Annotated in this window: 13 protein-coding genes and 1 riboswitch; of the genes, 9 read left to right on the plus strand and 4 right to left on the minus strand. The window is 71.1% G+C overall.

Translation table 11 applies throughout. The features are described 5' to 3' along the window. Nucleotides 1-3: 3 nt before the first annotated feature. From IPJ78_07440 to IPJ78_07450, 3 genes are all read left to right on the plus strand, one after another. The gene (locus IPJ78_07440) at nucleotides 4-882 is read left to right on the plus strand and encodes a hypothetical protein (GenBank protein MBK7906381.1); all 879 of its coding nucleotides are present in this window, start codon (nucleotides 4-6) and stop codon (nucleotides 880-882) included. A gap of 177 nt (nucleotides 883-1,059) precedes the next feature. Continuing rightward, nucleotides 1,060-1,518: a hypothetical protein gene (locus IPJ78_07445; protein MBK7906382.1), complete on the plus strand. Its 459-nt coding sequence runs from the start codon at nucleotides 1,060-1,062 to the stop codon at nucleotides 1,516-1,518. A 10-nt stretch (nucleotides 1,519-1,528) separates the two neighbouring features. After that, complete coding sequence (locus IPJ78_07450; GenBank protein MBK7906383.1) at nucleotides 1,529-2,074, plus strand: hypothetical protein; 546 nt, start codon at nucleotides 1,529-1,531, stop codon at nucleotides 2,072-2,074. Nucleotides 2,075-2,136: 62 nt separating this feature from the next. Here the strand turns inward: IPJ78_07450 and IPJ78_07455 are convergent, their stop codons facing one another. After that, on the minus strand, nucleotides 2,137-3,912 hold the full coding sequence (locus IPJ78_07455) for a M28 family peptidase (GenBank protein MBK7906384.1): 1,776 nt from the start codon (nucleotides 3,910-3,912) through the stop codon (nucleotides 2,137-2,139). 64 nt (nucleotides 3,913-3,976) lie between these two features. Continuing rightward, nucleotides 3,977-4,074: riboswitch (TPP riboswitch) on the plus strand. Nucleotides 4,075-4,190: 116 nt separating this feature from the next. Between IPJ78_07455 and IPJ78_07460 the strand changes: the two genes are divergently transcribed. Together IPJ78_07460 and IPJ78_07465 are read left to right on the plus strand one after the other, a co-directional pair. After that, entirely contained in the window at nucleotides 4,191-6,245 is a 2,055-nt protein-coding gene (locus tag IPJ78_07460) for a TonB-dependent receptor (protein MBK7906385.1), read from the plus strand. Between the two features lie 9 nt (nucleotides 6,246-6,254). Beyond that, nucleotides 6,255-6,737, plus strand: coding sequence for a winged helix DNA-binding protein (locus IPJ78_07465; protein ID MBK7906386.1), 483 nt, complete (start codon nucleotides 6,255-6,257; stop codon nucleotides 6,735-6,737). A 19-nt stretch (nucleotides 6,738-6,756) separates the two neighbouring features. On the opposite strand, the gene IPJ78_07470 is transcribed toward IPJ78_07465, so the two are convergent. Then, complete coding sequence (locus IPJ78_07470) at nucleotides 6,757-8,325, minus strand: DUF853 family protein (GenBank protein ID MBK7906387.1); 1,569 nt, start codon at nucleotides 8,323-8,325, stop codon at nucleotides 6,757-6,759. Beyond that, the gene (locus tag IPJ78_07475; GenBank protein MBK7906388.1) at nucleotides 8,322-9,761 is read right to left on the minus strand and encodes a peptidylprolyl isomerase; all 1,440 of its coding nucleotides are present in this window, start codon (nucleotides 9,759-9,761) and stop codon (nucleotides 8,322-8,324) included. The genes IPJ78_07470 and IPJ78_07475 overlap by 4 nt, the downstream gene beginning before the upstream one ends. Nucleotides 9,762-9,852: 91 nt before the next feature. Here IPJ78_07475 and IPJ78_07480 point away from each other — a divergent pair, with 91 nt between their 5' ends. After that, nucleotides 9,853-10,365 carry a TIGR03546 family protein gene (locus IPJ78_07480; protein ID MBK7906389.1) on the plus strand — a complete coding sequence of 171 codons (513 nt, stop codon included), beginning with the start codon at nucleotides 9,853-9,855 and terminating at the stop codon, nucleotides 10,363-10,365. After that, nucleotides 10,362-12,194 carry a TIGR03545 family protein gene (locus IPJ78_07485; protein MBK7906390.1) on the plus strand — a complete coding sequence of 611 codons (1,833 nt, stop codon included), beginning with the start codon at nucleotides 10,362-10,364 and terminating at the stop codon, nucleotides 12,192-12,194. The genes IPJ78_07480 and IPJ78_07485 overlap by 4 nt, the downstream gene beginning before the upstream one ends. Nucleotides 12,195-12,204: 10 nt before the next feature. On the opposite strand, the gene IPJ78_07490 is transcribed toward IPJ78_07485, so the two are convergent. Further along, nucleotides 12,205-13,461 (minus strand): YncE family protein, encoded by a 1,257-nt coding sequence (locus tag IPJ78_07490; GenBank protein ID MBK7906391.1) that lies wholly within the window; start codon nucleotides 13,459-13,461, stop codon nucleotides 12,205-12,207. Between the two features lie 48 nt (nucleotides 13,462-13,509). Here IPJ78_07490 and IPJ78_07495 point away from each other — a divergent pair, with 48 nt between their 5' ends. Both IPJ78_07495 and IPJ78_07500 read left to right on the plus strand, forming a co-directional pair. Further along, a complete protein-coding gene (locus IPJ78_07495; GenBank protein MBK7906392.1) occupies nucleotides 13,510-15,570 on the plus strand; it encodes an Ig-like domain-containing protein in 2,061 nt (686 codons plus the stop codon). A gap of 123 nt (nucleotides 15,571-15,693) precedes the next feature. Then, nucleotides 15,694-16,521: a sterol desaturase family protein gene (locus IPJ78_07500; GenBank protein ID MBK7906393.1), complete on the plus strand. Its 828-nt coding sequence runs from the start codon at nucleotides 15,694-15,696 to the stop codon at nucleotides 16,519-16,521. Nucleotides 16,522-16,564: the final 43 nt, after the last annotated feature.

A 16,564-nucleotide genomic window follows, 5' to 3' on the forward strand; every position in this document is an offset into this window, starting at 1 on the left:
CGCATGCGCCGATCCGTGAGGCTCGTCCGGGCGATCGGCGCGCTCCTGGTCCTCGCGCTCGTGCCGGCCCTCGGCCGCGCGCAGACGCCCGGTTGGCAACGCGTGCTGTCGTCGGTCGCGTTCGCGGGATTCGCGGAGGTCGCGGGCGATCCGCGCACCGCGCCGCGCGCCAGCTGGGGCGTGGCGGCGGTGGAGCTCGACGGCACCGTCGAGTTCGGTCGCGCGGTGCAGGGCGCCGTCGCCGTCGTGCGCGACGGGAACCGCGCCGCACTCGGTGCGGGCTTCCTCGACCTGCATGTCGGCGGCGGGCGCGTCGCGCCGCGCGGCGCGATCTTCGCCGAGCGTGGCGTGCACTTGCAGGCAGGGCGCTTCGACCTGCCGTTCGGCGGCGACTGGGCCTACTTCGCCGCGCCGGACCGCGGCTTCGGCGCGGCACCGCTCACCACCGAACTCGTCGCCGACGGCGGGCTCAACAGCGATGGCGTGCGTCTCTTCGCGGTGCGCGCCCGCTGGAACGCCACCACCTGGCTGGTGCGCGGCGGGATGAACGGCCGCGGCCTTGGCGCGCGCCTGGGGTTCACGCCGCTCAGCAATCCCTTCACGCTCCGCCCCGGCATCGACCGCCCGCTCGAACTCGGCGTCTCGGTCCACACCGACGGTCGCGAGGGGCGCGTGGCCGACACGCGTCGCGACGGACCTCACGGTGCGGCTCGGTGCGGTGAACGTGCTCGCCGAGTGGCAACAGCATCGCGTGGTGCAGGGCCTCGCGGGGCTGACCACCGGGGCCGTCTCGGGCTGGTACGTCGGGACCGAGGTACCGTGGACGCTGCGCGAGACGATCACCGGACTGGTACAACTCCGCTGGGACGACGTCGGCGGTGATGCGCTCTGGGATCCCGCCATCAGCGGCGCGATCGCCGGACGGCGCCTCATGGGCGGCGTGCGCGTGGATCTCGGGTCCCTCGTGACGCTCAAGTCCGAGGTGGGCTGGGCCATCGGCGACGAGTCGCGCGCCTTCGTGCCCGTGCGCAGCTGGACCTTCAACGTGATCGCCAAGCGATGGTAGCGGCGCGCGTCGTGCTCGCCTTGAGCGTCGTCACCGCCACCGCGGTGGCGCAGCTCGGCGCGCGCGAGGAACGCCTCGCGCCGCATGTCGCCGCCACGTCGCGGACCGCCTGCGCGCAGTGCCATACCGCCGAGGACCCGCGGCTCGCGGCCGCCGCACCGCGCGGCGCCTGCGACACGCAGTGCGCGCAGTGCCATGGGGCGACGACCACCGCCGGGCATCATCCCGTCGGCGCCGCCGTGCAGGCCCTCGCCTCGCCGGCGTTGCCGCGCTCCTCGGAGGGGCGCATCGCCTGTCGCACCTGCCACGACCTCACGCGCCCCGCCACCGACAGCGTGGCGTGGCGATCGCAGAGCTTGTACGACGCCGTCTTCCGGCGGCAAGCACGGCACCGGACCTACGCGCTGGCCCTGCGCAACGACAAGGGCCAGCTGTGCCAGTCATGCCATTGAGGAACCGCTCATGACCGATCCCCGACGCAAGCGCCTGCTCATCGATCGCCGCTTCCAGCTCGCCCTCATCGGCAAGCTGCTGGCGGTGCAGCTGGTGCTCCTCGCCCTCGCGACCGCCGCCCTCTGGCTCTTCACCGACAGCGAGCTGGGCGCCACGCTGCAGCGCGCGTCCATCACGGCCGCGAGCGTGCGCGAGCTCATCGCGCCGGTCCTCATCACGATGGGCGTCGTGAGCGCGGCGCTCGCCACGGTGGCGACCTTCCTCGTGGTGCTCGTCGCGAGCCATCGCATCGCCGGGCCGCTCTACCGGATCCAGCAGGCCTTGGAGCAGGTCGCGGCCGGCGACCTGCATCCGCTCACGCGCATCCGCGAGCACGACCAGGGGGAGCCGCTCGCCGAGCAGTTGCGCGCGACGGTGGCCCAGGTGGCCGCCGACGTCGAGCTCGCGCGGAGCGGACTCGACGCCGCCGATGAGGCGCTCCGGCGCGGCGGCAGCGCCGTCCCCGACGCGGTCACGACCGCCCGCACCACGCTCGCGCGGTACGCGCCGCGCTGAGCGCGGGGACTACGGGCGCGTACCGAGGCGTGCCAGCGCGCGCTCGACCGCGCCCGATCCGATCAGGGCAGCGCGCGCTGCGCCAGCGCGTGCGCCTCGCGCACCGCGCGTTGCGCGTCCTCGATCGCACGGTTCGTGCGCGTCGACGGGCCGCCGATCTCCACCTCGCGGAAGCTCCCGAGCGCATCCTCGTACCACGAGGCCCAGGTCCCCAGCAGGTCGAGCTCCGCCGCCTTCGGCTTCCCCTCGCGGACCGCAGCGGCGCTCAGCTGCGCCTCGGCACCGAGCCGCGCGACCGCCGCGCGCGCGACCTCGGCGATGAGGCCGCGCGTCGTCTCGCCGTCGCCGGTCGCGAGTGCCAGCGATGACACCAGCGCGGTGATGCCGACGTTGCGCAACTCATCGGCCGAGACCATGTCGATGCGGTCGCCATCGGTGTGGTAGAACTCGTCGGTGAAGTGCCAGAGCAGGAGCCCCGGCTTCTTCGCCCGCAGGAACGGCGTGTGGTCGCTCCCGCCCTCGAACGGATTGGTGCGCACCACCCAGCCGTTCGTCGCCGCCTGCTCGAGCGCGCGGCCGAGCACGAGGTCATTGAAGTAGTGCGGCGTGAGCTGCGCCTTGGTGATCGGGCTGCCGCCCCACTCGGTGTGCTTGTCGTCGCCACGCGTCCAGATCGCCGAGGGGTCGGGCATCTTCTCGATGAGGAAGGTGCCGCCGGTCTTCTTCGTGTCCTCGCCCACCATGTCGAGCGAGAGGCCCCAGCGGATCCCGCGCGCGCGCACCGAGTCCTGCGTGATGTAGCGGTCGGTCGAGCGGATCTCGAGGCCCCAGAGGAACGTGATCGTGCGCGCCGGGTCGGTGCGTCCCGCGCGCACGAGCTGCGCCGCGACGCGGGCCATCTCCACCTGCGCGCCCACGCCCGACGCGTTGTCGTTCGCCCCCGGCTCCTGCACATGCGCGCTGAAGACGAAGCGCTCGTCGGGCGCGCGTGACCCGCGGATGTCGGCGACGACCGCCTGTTCCACCGCGTTCGGCGTCCAGCGCACGTCGGTCATCACCTGCACCCGCACCGGGGTCCCGCTCCGCGCCGCCGCGTCGAGCGCCGCGCGCAGGCGCGCCCTGGCCGCGAACGACAGGGCGATCCCCCATCCGCGACCGACGGTGTCGCGCGCCACCCCGCCGAACTGTATCGAGTTGACGTGCTTCGACGGCTGCAGGTAGTCGGGCAGGGCATAGCCGAGCACGCCGAGCGCGCCGCGCCGTTGCACCGCCTCGGCGAAGGCGCGCCCCACGTTCGCCTCGACGTAGACGACCTTCCCCTTCACGTCGAGCTGGCCGAGCTCGGCCGCCGTGCCGCGCCCGCCATCGACCAGCTCGGCCGTCACCCCGCCGGGCGGCGTGGCATGCGAGTTGGTCGCGAGCATGTTGCGATTGGTCGCGAAGCGGAGCACCGGCTCGGCCTCGCCGACGATCGCGAGCGAGGCGTCGAGCGGTTCCCACGCCGGCGCGGCCATCGGATAGCGCTCCACGCGGTAGGTCATCCGGTCCGTGGGGCGCGCCCGGTCCTCGCGCACATAGCCCGCCGCCTCGAGGCGCTCGACGATATGCCCGATGGAGGCGTCGAAGCCGCGGTTCCCCGGCCAGCGCACGTACTGGTCGAGGAAGGCGACGGTGCGGAAGGCGCTGTCGCCGGAGAAGGGCGCGGCGACGAGGCGATGCAACGCCGCGGTCGGCGAGGGAGGGGGCGCGACCGGTTGCGCCGCGAGCGACGGACCGAAGGTGGCGACGGCGCAGGAGACGAACGCGAGCCGGGCGAGTGACGGGGCAGGGAAGGTCATCCGGTGAAGCTATCGTCATCGGGCGCGCACTGGCAAAGCGCCGCGTGCCCCGCTAACTATGAGGCACAGCCGCCAGGGGTACTCCGCGAACGCGGGGTTGAGAAAGTCTCTTGGAACCTGACCCGGTCAACACCGGCGTAGGGAGTGCGGCGAGTGTCGTGTCCGCTTCCCATGGGCCACGCCACCCGCTCGCCGGGTGCGCGTGGCCTTCGTCGTCGAAGCCACCGCACGCGGCGAGGCCCGTCACTCCGGACTCCTTTCATTCGAGGCATCCGGTCATGTCGTATCGTCGCATCCTGCTCCTCCTCGCACTCGCGCTCCCACCCGCGGCGTCGCTCGCGGCCCAGGTGGCACCGCCGGCGCGCGCGCGTCCCGACACCACGGCGCGGCGCGACACGCTCGAGTCGGTCACCGTGAAGGCCACGCGCCTGACGACGGCCGCGCCCACCTCGCGCACCACGCTCGATCGCGCGGCCATCGAGCGCACCCAGGTGGGGCAGGACGCGCCGCTCGCGCTCCAGGGGCTCACCAGCGTCACCGCCGCCTCCGACGCCGGCGCCTTCTCCGGCTACAGCTCCATCCGCCTGCGCGGCATCGACCAGACGCGTCTCGCGATCTCGCTCGACGGCGTGCCGCTCAACGATCCGGAGGACCAGGTCCTCTACTTCTCGAACGTCCCCGACCTCATGAACTCCGTGCAGTCGGTGACGCTGCAGCGCGGTGTGGGGTCGAGCGCGTTCGGGACGGCGAGCTTCGCCGGCTCGCTCAACTTCGAGTCGCTCCCGCTCGCGACCACGCCCGCGTCGAGCGAGATCCAGCTCACCGCCGGCTCCTTCGGCACGCGGCGCGCGAGCGTGGAGCACGTGACCGGGTTGCACCGCGGATTCGCGGCGTACGGGCGCGTGTCGGCGCAGGAGACCGATGGCTATCGCGCGCACTCGGGGAATCGCGCCAACTCCGCCTTCGTGAGTGCCGGCTGGTTCGGTGTGCGCGATGCGGTGAAGTTCACCGGCTTCGCCGGGCGCTCGCGGATGCAGCTCGCCTACTACGCGGCGAGCGAGGCCGAGTTGGCGGTCGATCCGCGCACGAACCCCATGTCGCCGCTCGAGCGCGACGACTTCCATCAGGAGATGGCGAGTCTCCAGTGGACGCGCGCCCTCACCGAGCGCGCGAGCCTCACGACGACCGTGTATCGCAACGGCGCCGGCGGTGACTACGACGTGGTGGTCGGATCCGATCTCTGGAACTTCAACCTCGACCATCGCTGGGTCGGGCTCCTCTCGACCGTCCGCTACGCGCGGCCGGGCCTCGAGGTCGCGACCGGGGCGCATGTCTCCGACTACTCGCGCGACCACTACCTGAAGGTCCGCCCCGACCTCGACACGCGCGTCTACGACAACACCGGGCACAAGCAGGAACAGAGCGCCTTCGCCAAGGCCACATGGACGCGGGGCGCGTTCGACGTCACCGGCGATCTGCAGGTGCGGCGTGCGGCCTTCCGCTACCAGCCGACCGCGGGGACCGGGATCGGCGAGCCGTCGATCGACTGGGTCTTCGTGAACCCGAAGATCGGCGTCGCCTGGCGCACGCGGCCGGACCTGACCGTCTTCGCTTCCCTCGGCCGGAGCGGGCGCGAACCGACCCGCTCCGACCTGTTCGGCGGCGCGGACGACGTCGATGCCGCCACCGCGGCTGACGTATTGCCCCTCACCCAAGTGCGGCCGGAGCAGCTCGTGGACCTCGAGGTCGGGATGCGCGTCGCGCGTTCGCGCGGGTTCCTCGACCTGAACGTCTTCGCGATGCGGTTCCGCGACGAGATCGCGCCGATCGGACAGATCACGCTCAACGGATACCAGCTCCGGGCGAACGTCGATCGGTCGTCGCGCGTCGGTGTCGAGATCGCTGGCGGCGTCAACTTTGGATACGGCTTCTCGTTCACCGGCAATGCGATGCGTATGCAAGCACGTATCGCCGAGTATACTTATGCAGCGTCAAGCACCACCTATCACGATGTGACTCCGCTGCTGTCGCCTGAAGTGCTCGTCAACGGACAGCTCACGCGTCGTCAGGGAGACGGTGACCTGTCCATCGGGTTCCGATCCGTGGGTCGTGCGTTCCTCGCGAACGACGGGAACGCCACGTTGACGATCCCGGCGTTCACGCTCGTCGATGTCGGTGCCGGGGTCCCGGTCCTCGGGACGCTGGTGCGGATCCAGGTGCAGAATCTGCTCGATGTGACGGCGTACGCGAACGGCTACACCGACGGCACCACCCGTTACCTCTTCCCGGTCGCGGGACGCACACTCTTCGTCACGGCGATCCTCGCCTTCTAGTCATTGCCCATGGCCGACGCCCCCCGCACCCTCGCTGAAGAGATCCGCCAGACCCGTCCCTGGTCGAGCCCCGCCGAAGAGGCGTTCGTCTCGATCATGCGCACGGCGGCCCTCGTTCGCCGCGCGCTCACCCAAGCGGTCGATCCCTTCGGCATCTCCCCCGCGCAGTACAACGTGCTGCGCATCCTGCGCGGCGCCGGGCCGGAGGGGTTGCCCACGCTCGCCGTGCGCGATCGCCTCGTCGAGGAGGCCCCGGGGATCACGCGTCTCATTGACAAGCTCGAGCGCGCGAAGGCCGTGAAGCGCGACCGCAGCGGACGCGACCGCCGCACGGTGCGCGTGCAGATCACGCCCGTGGGACTCGATCTCCTCGCGCGCGCCGACGAGAACGTGCGCATGATGCTCGATCGGTTCGGCCGCAGCCTGCCCAACGAGGGCGAGCACGAGGCCCTCTCCGCGCTCCTCGCCCGCGCCCGGGCCGGATTCGCCTGACCCTGTGGGCGACGGCGCGTCAGCGCCGTCGCCGCCCGCCGCCGAGCAGCGACCCGAGCACGCCGCGCACCAACTCGCGCGCGATGCTGTTCCCCACGGTCCGCGCCGCGCTCTTCGCCACGAGATCGACCATCCCGTCGCGCTTGCCGCCGCGCGGACCGGTCGTTCCGAAGATCAACCCGCCAAGCCCGCCGAGCACGGCCCCCGCCGCGCCGGCCGCACCGGCGCCCATGCCGCCACCCGCGGGAGCGCTCGTGCCACCCATCGGGGCGCCCGCCGCGGCGCCACCACCAGTTGACGTGGCCGCCCCCGCGTCCGCGCGCGCCTTGAGCATCTCGAACGCCGACTCGCGATCGACCGCCTTCTCGTACACGCCCGCGACCAGCGACCGCTCGCGCGCCGCGTTCCGCTCCTCGGCCGTCACCGGCCCGATCTGCGAGCCCGGCGCGTACATCCACGCCCGCTCGGTGATCCCCGGCGTCCCCTTCGCGTCGAGGAACGACACCAGCGCCTCGCCCACGCCCAGCTCGAGGATCGCCTTCTCGATGTCGAGCCCCGGATTCGCGCGCATCGTCTCGGCCGTCGCGCGCACCGCCTTCTGGTCGCGCGGCGTGAAGGCGCGCAGCGCATGCTGCACGCGGTTGCCGAGCTGCCCGAGGATCTGCTCGGGCACGTCGATCGGGTTCTGCGTGATGAAGTAGACGCCCACGCCCTTCGAGCGGATGAGCCGCACCACCAGCTCCACCTTCTCCACCAGCGCGGTCGGCGCGTCGGAGAAGAGCAGGTGCGCCTCGTCGAAGAAGAACACGAGCTTCGGCTTCTCGAGGTCGCCCACCTCGGGGAGGTTCTCGAACAGCTCCGACAGCATCCAGAGGAGGAAGCAGGCGTAGAGCCGCGGGTTCGCCATCAGCTTGTCCGCGGCGAGGATGTTCACCACCCCCTGGCCGTCGGTCGTCTGCATCAGGTCGCCGATGTCGAGCATCGGTTCGCCGAAGAAGGCATCGCCGCCCTGGTCCTCCAGCTGCAGGAGCCCGCGCTGGATCGCGCCGATGCTCGCCGGCGAGACGTTGCCGTACTGCGTCTTCACCTCGCTCGCATGGTCGCCCACGAACTGCAGCATCGCGCGCAGGTCCTTGAGGTCGAGCAGCAGCAGGCCGTTGTCGTCGGCGACGCGGAAGACGATGCTCAGCACCCCTTCCTGCGTGTCGTTCAGGTTGAGCAGCCGCGCGATGAGCAGCGGGCCCATGTCCGAGACGGTCGCGCGCACCGGATGCCCCTGCGTGCCGAACACGTCCCAGAAGGCCACCGGACAGCCGCCGAACGCGGGGGCGGGGAGACCGCGCGAGGCGAGGCGCTCCTCGAGCTTGGGCGTCGACACGCCTGCCTTGGCCAGGCCGCTGAGGTCGCCCTTCACGTCGGCGGCGAACACCGGCACTCCGATCCGCGAGAAGCGCTCGGCGAGCACCTGCAGCGAGATCGTCTTCCCCGTCCCCGTCGCCCCGGTGATGAGGCCGTGACGGTTGGCGAGGGCCGGGAGGAGCGCGAGCTCCGCGGCGGCGGACTTGGCGATGAGGAGTGGGTCGGTCATGGCTTGATGGGGCGGATCTTCGCGATGTGGTCGCCTTCCAAGATACCATCCACCACCTCGATCCCCGCCACCACCTCGGCCCAGACGGTGTAGTCGCGGTCGAGGCGCGCGTTGTCGCGCAGGTTCACGAACCACTGCGCGTCGCCGGTGTCGTGGCCGCGCGTGCTCATGCCGAGCGTGCCGCGCGCATGCGTCACGGTCCCCAGCTCGTCGCGCAGGAACTGCGGCAGCCCCACGTACTCGTTGGCGCCCGGGCTCCCGCCCTGGATCACGAAGTCGTGCTCCACGCGGTGCCAGGTGAGGCCGTCGTAGTAGCCGTCCTTCGCGAGCGCGTAGAGCCGCGCGGCCATGATCGGCGCGACGTCACCGCGCAGCCGCACCGTGAAGGTGCCGCCGCCGCTGTGCTTGTGCATCGTCACCCGCAGGCGCAGCTCCTGGCCGAGCGCGAGCGCCACGGCCTCGCGCGGCAACGTCGCGCGCACCGGCGGCGGGCGGTCCGCCGTCTCCGGCTGCCCGGCGACCGCGAGCAGTGCCACGCGCGCATCGCGCTCCGAGGCGTTCGCGCGCGCCGCCCACTTCTCGAACGTCAGCATCGCCGTCGCCGCCGCCCGCGGGTCGGGGGAGCCCTTCAGCGCCACCGCGGCCGCGCGCACCACCTGCGCCCCGCGCCGCTCCAGCGCGCGGAGGTACAGCGCATCGTCGGCATGGCCGCTCACGCGGGCGAGTCCGTCGATCGCCGCTTCGGCGACGTTGTCATCCGCATCGACCGCGAGCGTCCGCAGCCGCACCGTGTCCCGCAGGATCGCGGCGGCCCGCGCGGCGTACTGGCGCAGGTGCCAGTTGTCGCTGCGCATCGCGTCGGTCAGCCGATAGCGTGCCTCGTCGGGCGCGATCCGCGCGAGCGCGACGAGCCCGTTCCCGGCGCCCTGCCAGGCGACCTCCCCCTTCTTCCGGCGCGAGAGGTCCACGGGCCGCTCCCGGACCCACCGGACGAAGGTCTGCACCAGCGCCTCGTCCTTGGCGCAGCTCTCCCGCGCGAGCGCGGCGGCGCGGAAGCGCACCGGCCACGCCGAGTCGGACGCCGCGAGGAGCAGCGCCGAGCAGTCGTCGCGCAGCTGGGGCAGCGCACGGAAGCGGAGCCGCCAGGCCGGCTCGACCCAGATCGGCGGCGGCGCGAGCCGCGGCAGGGAATCGCGTGCGGCGAACTGCGCGTCCCGCGTCCGGCCGATCGCCCGGCGCGCGAGGGTCTGCAGGCGGGCGTCCGGATGGGCCAGCCCGGCGGCGAGCGCCGGATCGGTCGCGTCGCGGCGGTCCTCGGCGAGCAGGATCCGCCCGACGAGGGCCGAGTCGGCCTTGGTCAGCGACTGGGCCGCGACGGGAGGGACGGCGAGACCGAGCATCGCCGCCAGCAGGAGGGCGCGAGGGGAGAAGGGCATCCGGAGATTCTAGGGCGGGGAACCCTCGCCCGACAGTCGCGGTCTCATCCTCGGCTTCCAGTCGCCCCGCCGCCCTGTCAGCTTTCAGCCGATGCTCATCCTCAAGTTCCTCCAGACGCTCATCAAGGCGCTCAACTCCGACGGCACGCCCGGCCAGGTCGGCGCCGGCATGGCGCTCGGGCTCTGCCTCGGGCTCACGCCCATCGGCAGCCTGCACAACCTCGTCGTCCTGGCCATCGCCATGCTCACGACCGTCTCCTTCCCCGGCTTCATGCTCGGGTGGGCGGTCGCGGTGCCGGTCGGGTTCGCGCTCGACCCGGTCTTCGATCGCGTCGGGATGTCGCTCCTGCTGAACGACCGCCTCGCGCCATTCTTCACGTGGGTCGTGAACACGCCCGTGGTCGCCTGGTCGCGGCTGAACAACTCGATCGTGATCGGCAGCCTCGTCTGCTGGCTGGTCGTCGTGATCCCTGCGGCGTTCGTCTTCAAGGCGCTCGTCGCGAAGTACCGCGAGCACGTCTTCGCCCGGCTGGAGCAGATGAAGGTCTTCCAGGCCATCAAGGCCTCCAAGTTGTACCAGGCGTACGAGCTGTTCCGCCCATGAGCTGGATCCGCTGGAAGGCCCTCATCCCGCTCGTCGTCCTGCTCGCCGTCGTCATCGGCGGGACCATCCTGTTCCTTGACCCCGCCGTGCGACGCGGCATCGAAGCGGGCGGCACCGCCGCCGTCGGGGCCAAGGTCGATCTCGCGAAGGCGCATGTCGGCGTCCTCGATGGACACGTCACGCTCTCGGGTCTCGCCGTCACCGACCCGTCGAAGCCGATGACGAACCTCTTCGAGGCCGAGGCGATCGTCTTCGACGTCGGGATCCTGCCCGCGCTCGAAGGGAAGGTCGTCGTCGATACCGTCGCGGCGCGCGGCATCCGCTTCGGCACGCCGCGCAAGACGTCGGGCGCGATCCCCCGTGATCCGTCCCCCGAGGACGGCGAGCCGGGCGCCGTGCAGAAGATCGTCGACGACTGGATGGCGCAGGTGAAGGTGCCGCCGCTCTCGCTCTCCACGCTCACGCAGACGGTGAACGTCGAGGCGATCTCGGCCGAGAGTCTCGCGACGCTGCGCGCGGCGCTCGCGGTGCGCTCGTACGCCGACACGGCGCGCGACCGCTTCACGAGCGGCATCCGCTCCCTCGACCCCCGTCCGACGATCGATTCGGCCGAAGCCCTCGCGAAGCGGCTCAAGAGCGCCAACCTCCGCACGCTCGGCATCGCCGGCGCGCGGCAGGCCGTGACGGACGTGCGCCGCACGCTCCGCGACCTCGAGGCGCTCAACACGAAGCTCAAGACGTTCGAGGCGACCACCAAGGCCGACGTCGATTCGCTCGGCGACCGCGTCGAGGCCATCGGCCGCGCGCGTGCGACGGACTACGCGTATGCGCGCGGCCTGTTGCGTCTCCCCACGTTCGAGATCCCGGCGATCGGACCGCAGCTCTTCTCGGGACTCATCGCCGAGAAGGTCGGGCCCGTGATGTACTGGGTGAACATGGCCGAGCAGTACATCCCGCCCGGCCTCGAGCGACAGATGCAGAAGGGACCGGAACGGGTCCGCGCGAGCGGCACGACGGTCCTCTTCCCGAAGGAGAAGGTCTACCCGACCTTCCTCGCGCGCCTCGCCGAGCTCTCGCTCGCGATCGGCGGCGAGGGGGCGGCGGCGGGCGAGTACGAGGCGCGCCTCGTCGGTGTCACCACGCAGCCGGCGATCTACGGCTCGCCGACGCGGTTCCTCGTGAGCCGTGCGGCCGGCAAGGTCGGACCGCGCGACGCCCGCATCAGTGGCTCGCTCGACCATCGTGGCGCGCCGGTGCGGGATTCGCTCGCCGCACGCCTCTCCGGCTTCCCGCTCCCCACCATGCCGCTCGCCGGACTCGGCGCGACCGTCGCGCTAGGTGATGGCACCTCCGAGCTCGTACTCGCCCGCGAGGGCGACCGGCTCGGCGGCCGCTGGCTCTGGCGGTCGACGGCGGTGACCTGGACGCGCGACACCACGTCGCAGCCGCGCGCCACCTCGCCGGCGATGCGCCTCGTGGAGGACGCGCTCTGGCGCGCCGTGGCGCGGATCGATTCGGTCGAGATCGAGGCGCGGTTCTCGGGCTCGGTGACCGCGCCGTCGCTCGCCGTGCGCACCAACATCGCGGACGCGGTCGCGGGGGCGCTCAAGGCGCAGCTCGGCGAGGAAGTGCGCCGCGCCGAGGCGCAGGTGCGCGCCAAGGTCGACGCGCTCGTGGACCAGAAGGCCCGCGAGGCCCGCGCCTACGCCGACGGCATCAAGGCACAGGCCGAGACGCGGATCGCCGAGGAGCGCACGAAGCTCGAGGCGCAGAAGGCCGCGCTCGAGGCGCGGCTGCGGGACCTCGTGCGCATCCCCGGGATCGGCTGAGGCGAAGTGATCATGGCACGATCCTCCAGAAGGCGATGCCGCTCGCCTGCTGTCCGATGTCGGCGGTGCCGACCTTCGCCCGCGCCGCGAGGTCGAAGACGTCCACGCGGCCCGGCATCGCACCCTGCCCCTCGCTCGTGACGAAGGCGTAGCGCGAATCGCTCGACATCGCCACGCCATGCGCGAGGATGTTCGTCGTCGGGATCTGCGCGACGCTCGTGCCCGAGGCGATGTCGAAGATCTCGACCTTGTTCCCCTGCTTGAGCGAGGCGACGAGGTACTTGCCGTCGGGCGAGACGCCGAGGTTGTAGGGGCCGCGGCCCGTCTTGAACTTGCGCGTCACCGTCCAGGTGTCGCGCGCGATCTCGAGGATCACGTCGGCCTTGTTGCAGGCGACGTAGATGTGCGCGCCGGTCACGGACGGCTGCGCCCAGGTCGGCGAGCAGGTCTGCGGCTCCATCTGCATCTTGTGGCCTTCCATCGCGAGATAGCCGACCTGGGCCGGGTCCGACGTCGCGCCGTTCGAGACGCGCTTCGCGCCGTCGATCCACATCTGCAGCATGTCGTCCCCCTCGGGCGCGAGGGGCCCTTCCTTGCCCACCGCGACGGAGAAGCGGCGACTCACCTTCAGCGTCTTCGTGTCGATCTCCACCAGCTGGTCATCCATCATGCAGCCCGAGTACTGCAGGCGACCGTCCGGCGAGACGCGGCTGCCGTGCGGCATGGTGCAGGTGACGATGCGCGCCACCTCGGTCATGGTCGGGACGTAGACCACCGACTGCGACGACGGGACCATGTCGCCGTGCAGGTTGAAGTTCGCCGAGAACATGTAGCGGCCGTCCGGGGTCACGTCGAGCGACGCCGGGAAGGCCCCGAGGAGCACCCCCGGGGCGACGAGCGTGTCGGGGCCGAGGGCGTACACCCAGTACTTGCCGTCGGGGAAGCCGTGGCCGGTGGTCATGTGGAGGAACTGGCCGTCGGCGGAGATCGCGAGGCCGTGCGGGCCCTCCATCTCGGCCGCCATCTCCCCCACGACGATCTCCCGCTCGACGGCGGTGCCGCCCGGGCCGAACCGGACGCGGTAGATCTTGTCCGCGCTCTCGGCCCCCGCGTAGACGTAGTAGGTCGCGGTCGGCGGCGCGGGGCGGGCAGGCGCGGCGGCCGGCCCCTGCGCGCCGAGGGGGAGGAGGGGGAGGGCCGCGGCCAGCGCGGCGGGAAGGGAGAGCCAACCCTTCGTCAGGTTGCGGCGTACGGGATTCCGATGCATCGTCTCATCCTTGCTGAGTCGGCCAACCATCCGCGGAGCACCTCTGCCATGAAGATGTTAACACCGCGCCGTCGTATCGTCACGCACGCCCTCCTCGTCGCGTTGAGCGCCGCCGCGGTCGCCCCGCTGGGCGCCCAGCAGGCCGGCGGTGCCGCCCCCGTCGCGGCGGCGCGGCTCGTCGCCGAGCCGGCGTCGCTGACGCTCAAGGCCGGGCAGTCCGCGCCCATCAAGTTCCGCGCCTTCGACGCGGCAGGGAAGGAGATCCCGAACCCCCTCGTGCAGGTGCGCTCGGCGAGCCGGTCGGTCCGGTTCACCGATACCGAGGTGACCGCGACGGCGGCGGGCCGGTTCGAGGCGACCGCGATGACGATGGGGGCGAACAACACCCCCGTCACGCTCACCATCCCGATCAACGTCACCTGGCCGGCCCTCACGCGGATCGAGATCGCCGCCGGCGCCGGCCCGCTCTATGCCGGCCTCACGCAGTCGCAGAAGCTCAAGGGCTTCCACGCCGACAACAGCGAGCGCACCGGACTCACCGCCACCTGGCGGACGTCGGATGCCAAGATCGCCACGGTCAACCGCTTCGGCGACCTGACCGCGCTGGCGCCGGGGGCCGTGACGGTCACCGCCGAGGCCGAAGGGGTCCGCGCGACGCGGAGCTACACCGTGACCGCCAACCCGGTCGCGAAGCTCGAGATCGGCATCGCCGAGTCGCAGATGCGCACCGGCGACGTGATCCACCTCAAGGCGACCGCGCGCCGCGCGAACGGGCAGGTGGTGGCCGACGCGCCGGTGACGTGGAGCTACACCTACGTGCCCGACGATTCGATCGCCCCGGCCGGTCTCCCCGGCGGCGCGGGCATGGTGCAGTTCGACCGCTTCGCGGCGAACTATCCCGGTCGCTACACGCTGCTCGCGCAGTCGGGCGGCGCGTACGCGCAGTGGGCGATCCAGGTGAACCCGCGCGACGTGCGGCAGCGCATCGAGGTGACGAGCCGCGGCAACATCAACACCACGCACACCTCGGATCTCTGGCCGTGGACCGGCAAGAACGGGCGCGACTACGTGCTCGTCGGCACCTGGGGCGGCGATGGCTGGGCGATCGTGTTCGACATCACCGACATGGACAACATCGTCAAGACCGACTCGGTCCGCGTCGATGCCCGCACCATCAATGACGTCACCATCTCGCCCGACGGCCGCTACGGCGTGCTCTCGCGCGAGGGCGCGTCGAACCGCGTGAACGGCGTCGTGATCCTCGACCTCGCCGACCCGGCGCACCCGAAGATCGCCTCGACGTTCGACCAGGAGCTCACCGGCGGCGTGCACAACATGTTCGCCCAGAACGACTACCTGTTCGCGGTCTCGGGCGGCAGCAAGTACGTCATCATCGACGTGCGCGACATCTACAAGCCCAAGTACGTGAGCGAGTACCGCCATCCGAACGCGCGCATCCATGACCTCTGGGTCCGCGATGGCATCGCCTACTCGGCGCAGGGCGGCGTGGGCGTCGTGGTCGTGGACGTCGGCAACGGCCGGTACGGCGGCTCGATCGAGCAGCCGAAGCTCATCACGACCTACAAGGTGAACTCGGGCCACGAGATCTACCCGTACTTCCAGCAGAAGACCGGCCGCACCTACCTCTTCATCGGTGACGAGGAGATGAGCCGCCGCGGTCGCGTGTGGGAGGGGACGCAGTACTCGCTCGCCGGCCCCGATGGCAAGCCGCCGCGCAACGGCATCGCGCAGACGTCGGGTGGCTACACGCACATCGTGGACTTCACCGATCCGCTCAACCCGCTCCCGGTGGGCCGTTACCACCTCGAGGACTACGGGTCGCACGACATCATCGTCGAGGACGACATCCTGTACCAGGCGTACTACGACGGTGGTGTGCGCGTGGTGGACGTCTCCGGCGAGCTGATGGGGAACCTCACCGACCAGAACCGCGAGATCGCCGTCTTCAAGCCGTACGACCCGGACGCCTACACCCCGAACGCGCCGTTCGTGATGAACGCGATGCCGTGGAAGGGCCGCGTGCTCTTCACCGACTTCAACTCGGGACTCTGGGCGGCGAAGCTCATCCCGAAGCCGGTGGTACAGTAGAAGGCTGAAGGTGGAAGGATGAAGGTGGGGGTGGGTACCGGGCTCCGAGCCTGGTACCCACTTTCAACTTTCATCCTTCAGCCTTCATCTTTGGCGGCAGCTCTCTCCCCCCAACGCGCCCCCATGCAGCCCGTCGTCGATTACTTCAGCACCATCCCGAGCTCCCACCGCGCCCTGATCCTCGCGGGCGGGATCGCCTTCTTCTGGATCTGGGAGAGCGCGGCGCCGCTCTTCGCGTTCCAGTACCGGAAGTGGCCGCACGCGCTGGTGAACTTCTTCTTCACCGCGACGACCATCGTCGTGAACTTCCTGCTCGCCTTCGTGCTGCTCATGGGGTCGGAGTGGGCGGTCGCGCGCGGGATCGGGGTGCTCGGCTGGATGCCCGGGCTCCCGCTCTGGGGCCAGATGGTCGTGGGGCTGCTCCTGCTCGACCTCGTGGGCGCGTGGCTGGCGCACTTCGTGGAGCACAAGACGCCGCTCCTCTGGCGGCTCCACCTCATCCATCACAGCGACACGCACATCGATACGACCACCGCCAACCGCCATCACCCCGGCGAGAGCGTGGTGCGCTTCGTGTTCACGCTCCTGGCTGTCGTGGTCGCCGGGGCGCCGATGTGGCTCGTCTTCCTGTACCAGAGCCTGAGCGTGGTCCTGAGCCAGTTCAACCACGCCAACATCGCGCTTCCGCCGGCCCTCGACCGGGCGCTGAGCTGGGTGATCGTGAGCCCGGACATGCACAAGGTCCACCACCACTACGTGCTGCCGTACACCGACTCCAACTATGGGAACGTCTTCTCGGTGTGGGACCGGCTGTTCGGCACCTATATGGATATGGACCGCGCGCGCCTGGTGTACGGGGTGGACACGCACTTGGACCCGTCCGAACACACCACGGTCGGGGCGCTTCTGACGATGCCGCTGCGCCCCGGGACGAAGTCCAAGGGCGCCTGATCCTTGCGCCTACAGACAATCCCTTAGTCCAATCCCCGACATG

Source organism: Gemmatimonadota bacterium (assembly GCA_016714015.1).
Taxonomy (GTDB): domain Bacteria; phylum Gemmatimonadota; class Gemmatimonadetes; order Gemmatimonadales; family Gemmatimonadaceae; genus Pseudogemmatithrix.

Bases quoted from the DNA above. Each gene is read 5' to 3' on its own strand.
- IPJ78_07440 (MBK7906381.1), top strand. From the start codon at position 4: ATGCGCCGATCCGTGAGGCTCGTCCGGGCGATCGGCGCGCTCCTGGTC.
- IPJ78_07445 (MBK7906382.1), top strand. From the start codon at position 1,060: ATGGTAGCGGCGCGCGTCGTGCTCGCCTTGAGCGTCGTCACCGCCACC.
- IPJ78_07450 (MBK7906383.1), top strand. From the start codon at position 1,529: ATGACCGATCCCCGACGCAAGCGCCTGCTCATCGATCGCCGCTTCCAG.
- IPJ78_07455 (MBK7906384.1), bottom strand. From the start codon at position 3,912: ATGACCTTCCCTGCCCCGTCACTCGCCCGGCTCGCGTTCGTCTCCTGC.
- IPJ78_07460 (MBK7906385.1), top strand. From the start codon at position 4,191: ATGTCGTATCGTCGCATCCTGCTCCTCCTCGCACTCGCGCTCCCACCC.
- IPJ78_07465 (MBK7906386.1), top strand. From the start codon at position 6,255: ATGGCCGACGCCCCCCGCACCCTCGCTGAAGAGATCCGCCAGACCCGT.
- IPJ78_07470 (MBK7906387.1), bottom strand. From the start codon at position 8,325: ATGACCGACCCACTCCTCATCGCCAAGTCCGCCGCCGCGGAGCTCGCG.
- IPJ78_07475 (MBK7906388.1), bottom strand. From the start codon at position 9,761: ATGCCCTTCTCCCCTCGCGCCCTCCTGCTGGCGGCGATGCTCGGTCTC.
- IPJ78_07480 (MBK7906389.1), top strand. From the start codon at position 9,853: ATGCTCATCCTCAAGTTCCTCCAGACGCTCATCAAGGCGCTCAACTCC.
- IPJ78_07485 (MBK7906390.1), top strand. From the start codon at position 10,362: ATGAGCTGGATCCGCTGGAAGGCCCTCATCCCGCTCGTCGTCCTGCTC.
- IPJ78_07490 (MBK7906391.1), bottom strand. From the start codon at position 13,461: ATGCATCGGAATCCCGTACGCCGCAACCTGACGAAGGGTTGGCTCTCC.
- IPJ78_07495 (MBK7906392.1), top strand. From the start codon at position 13,510: ATGAAGATGTTAACACCGCGCCGTCGTATCGTCACGCACGCCCTCCTC.
- IPJ78_07500 (MBK7906393.1), top strand. From the start codon at position 15,694: ATGCAGCCCGTCGTCGATTACTTCAGCACCATCCCGAGCTCCCACCGC.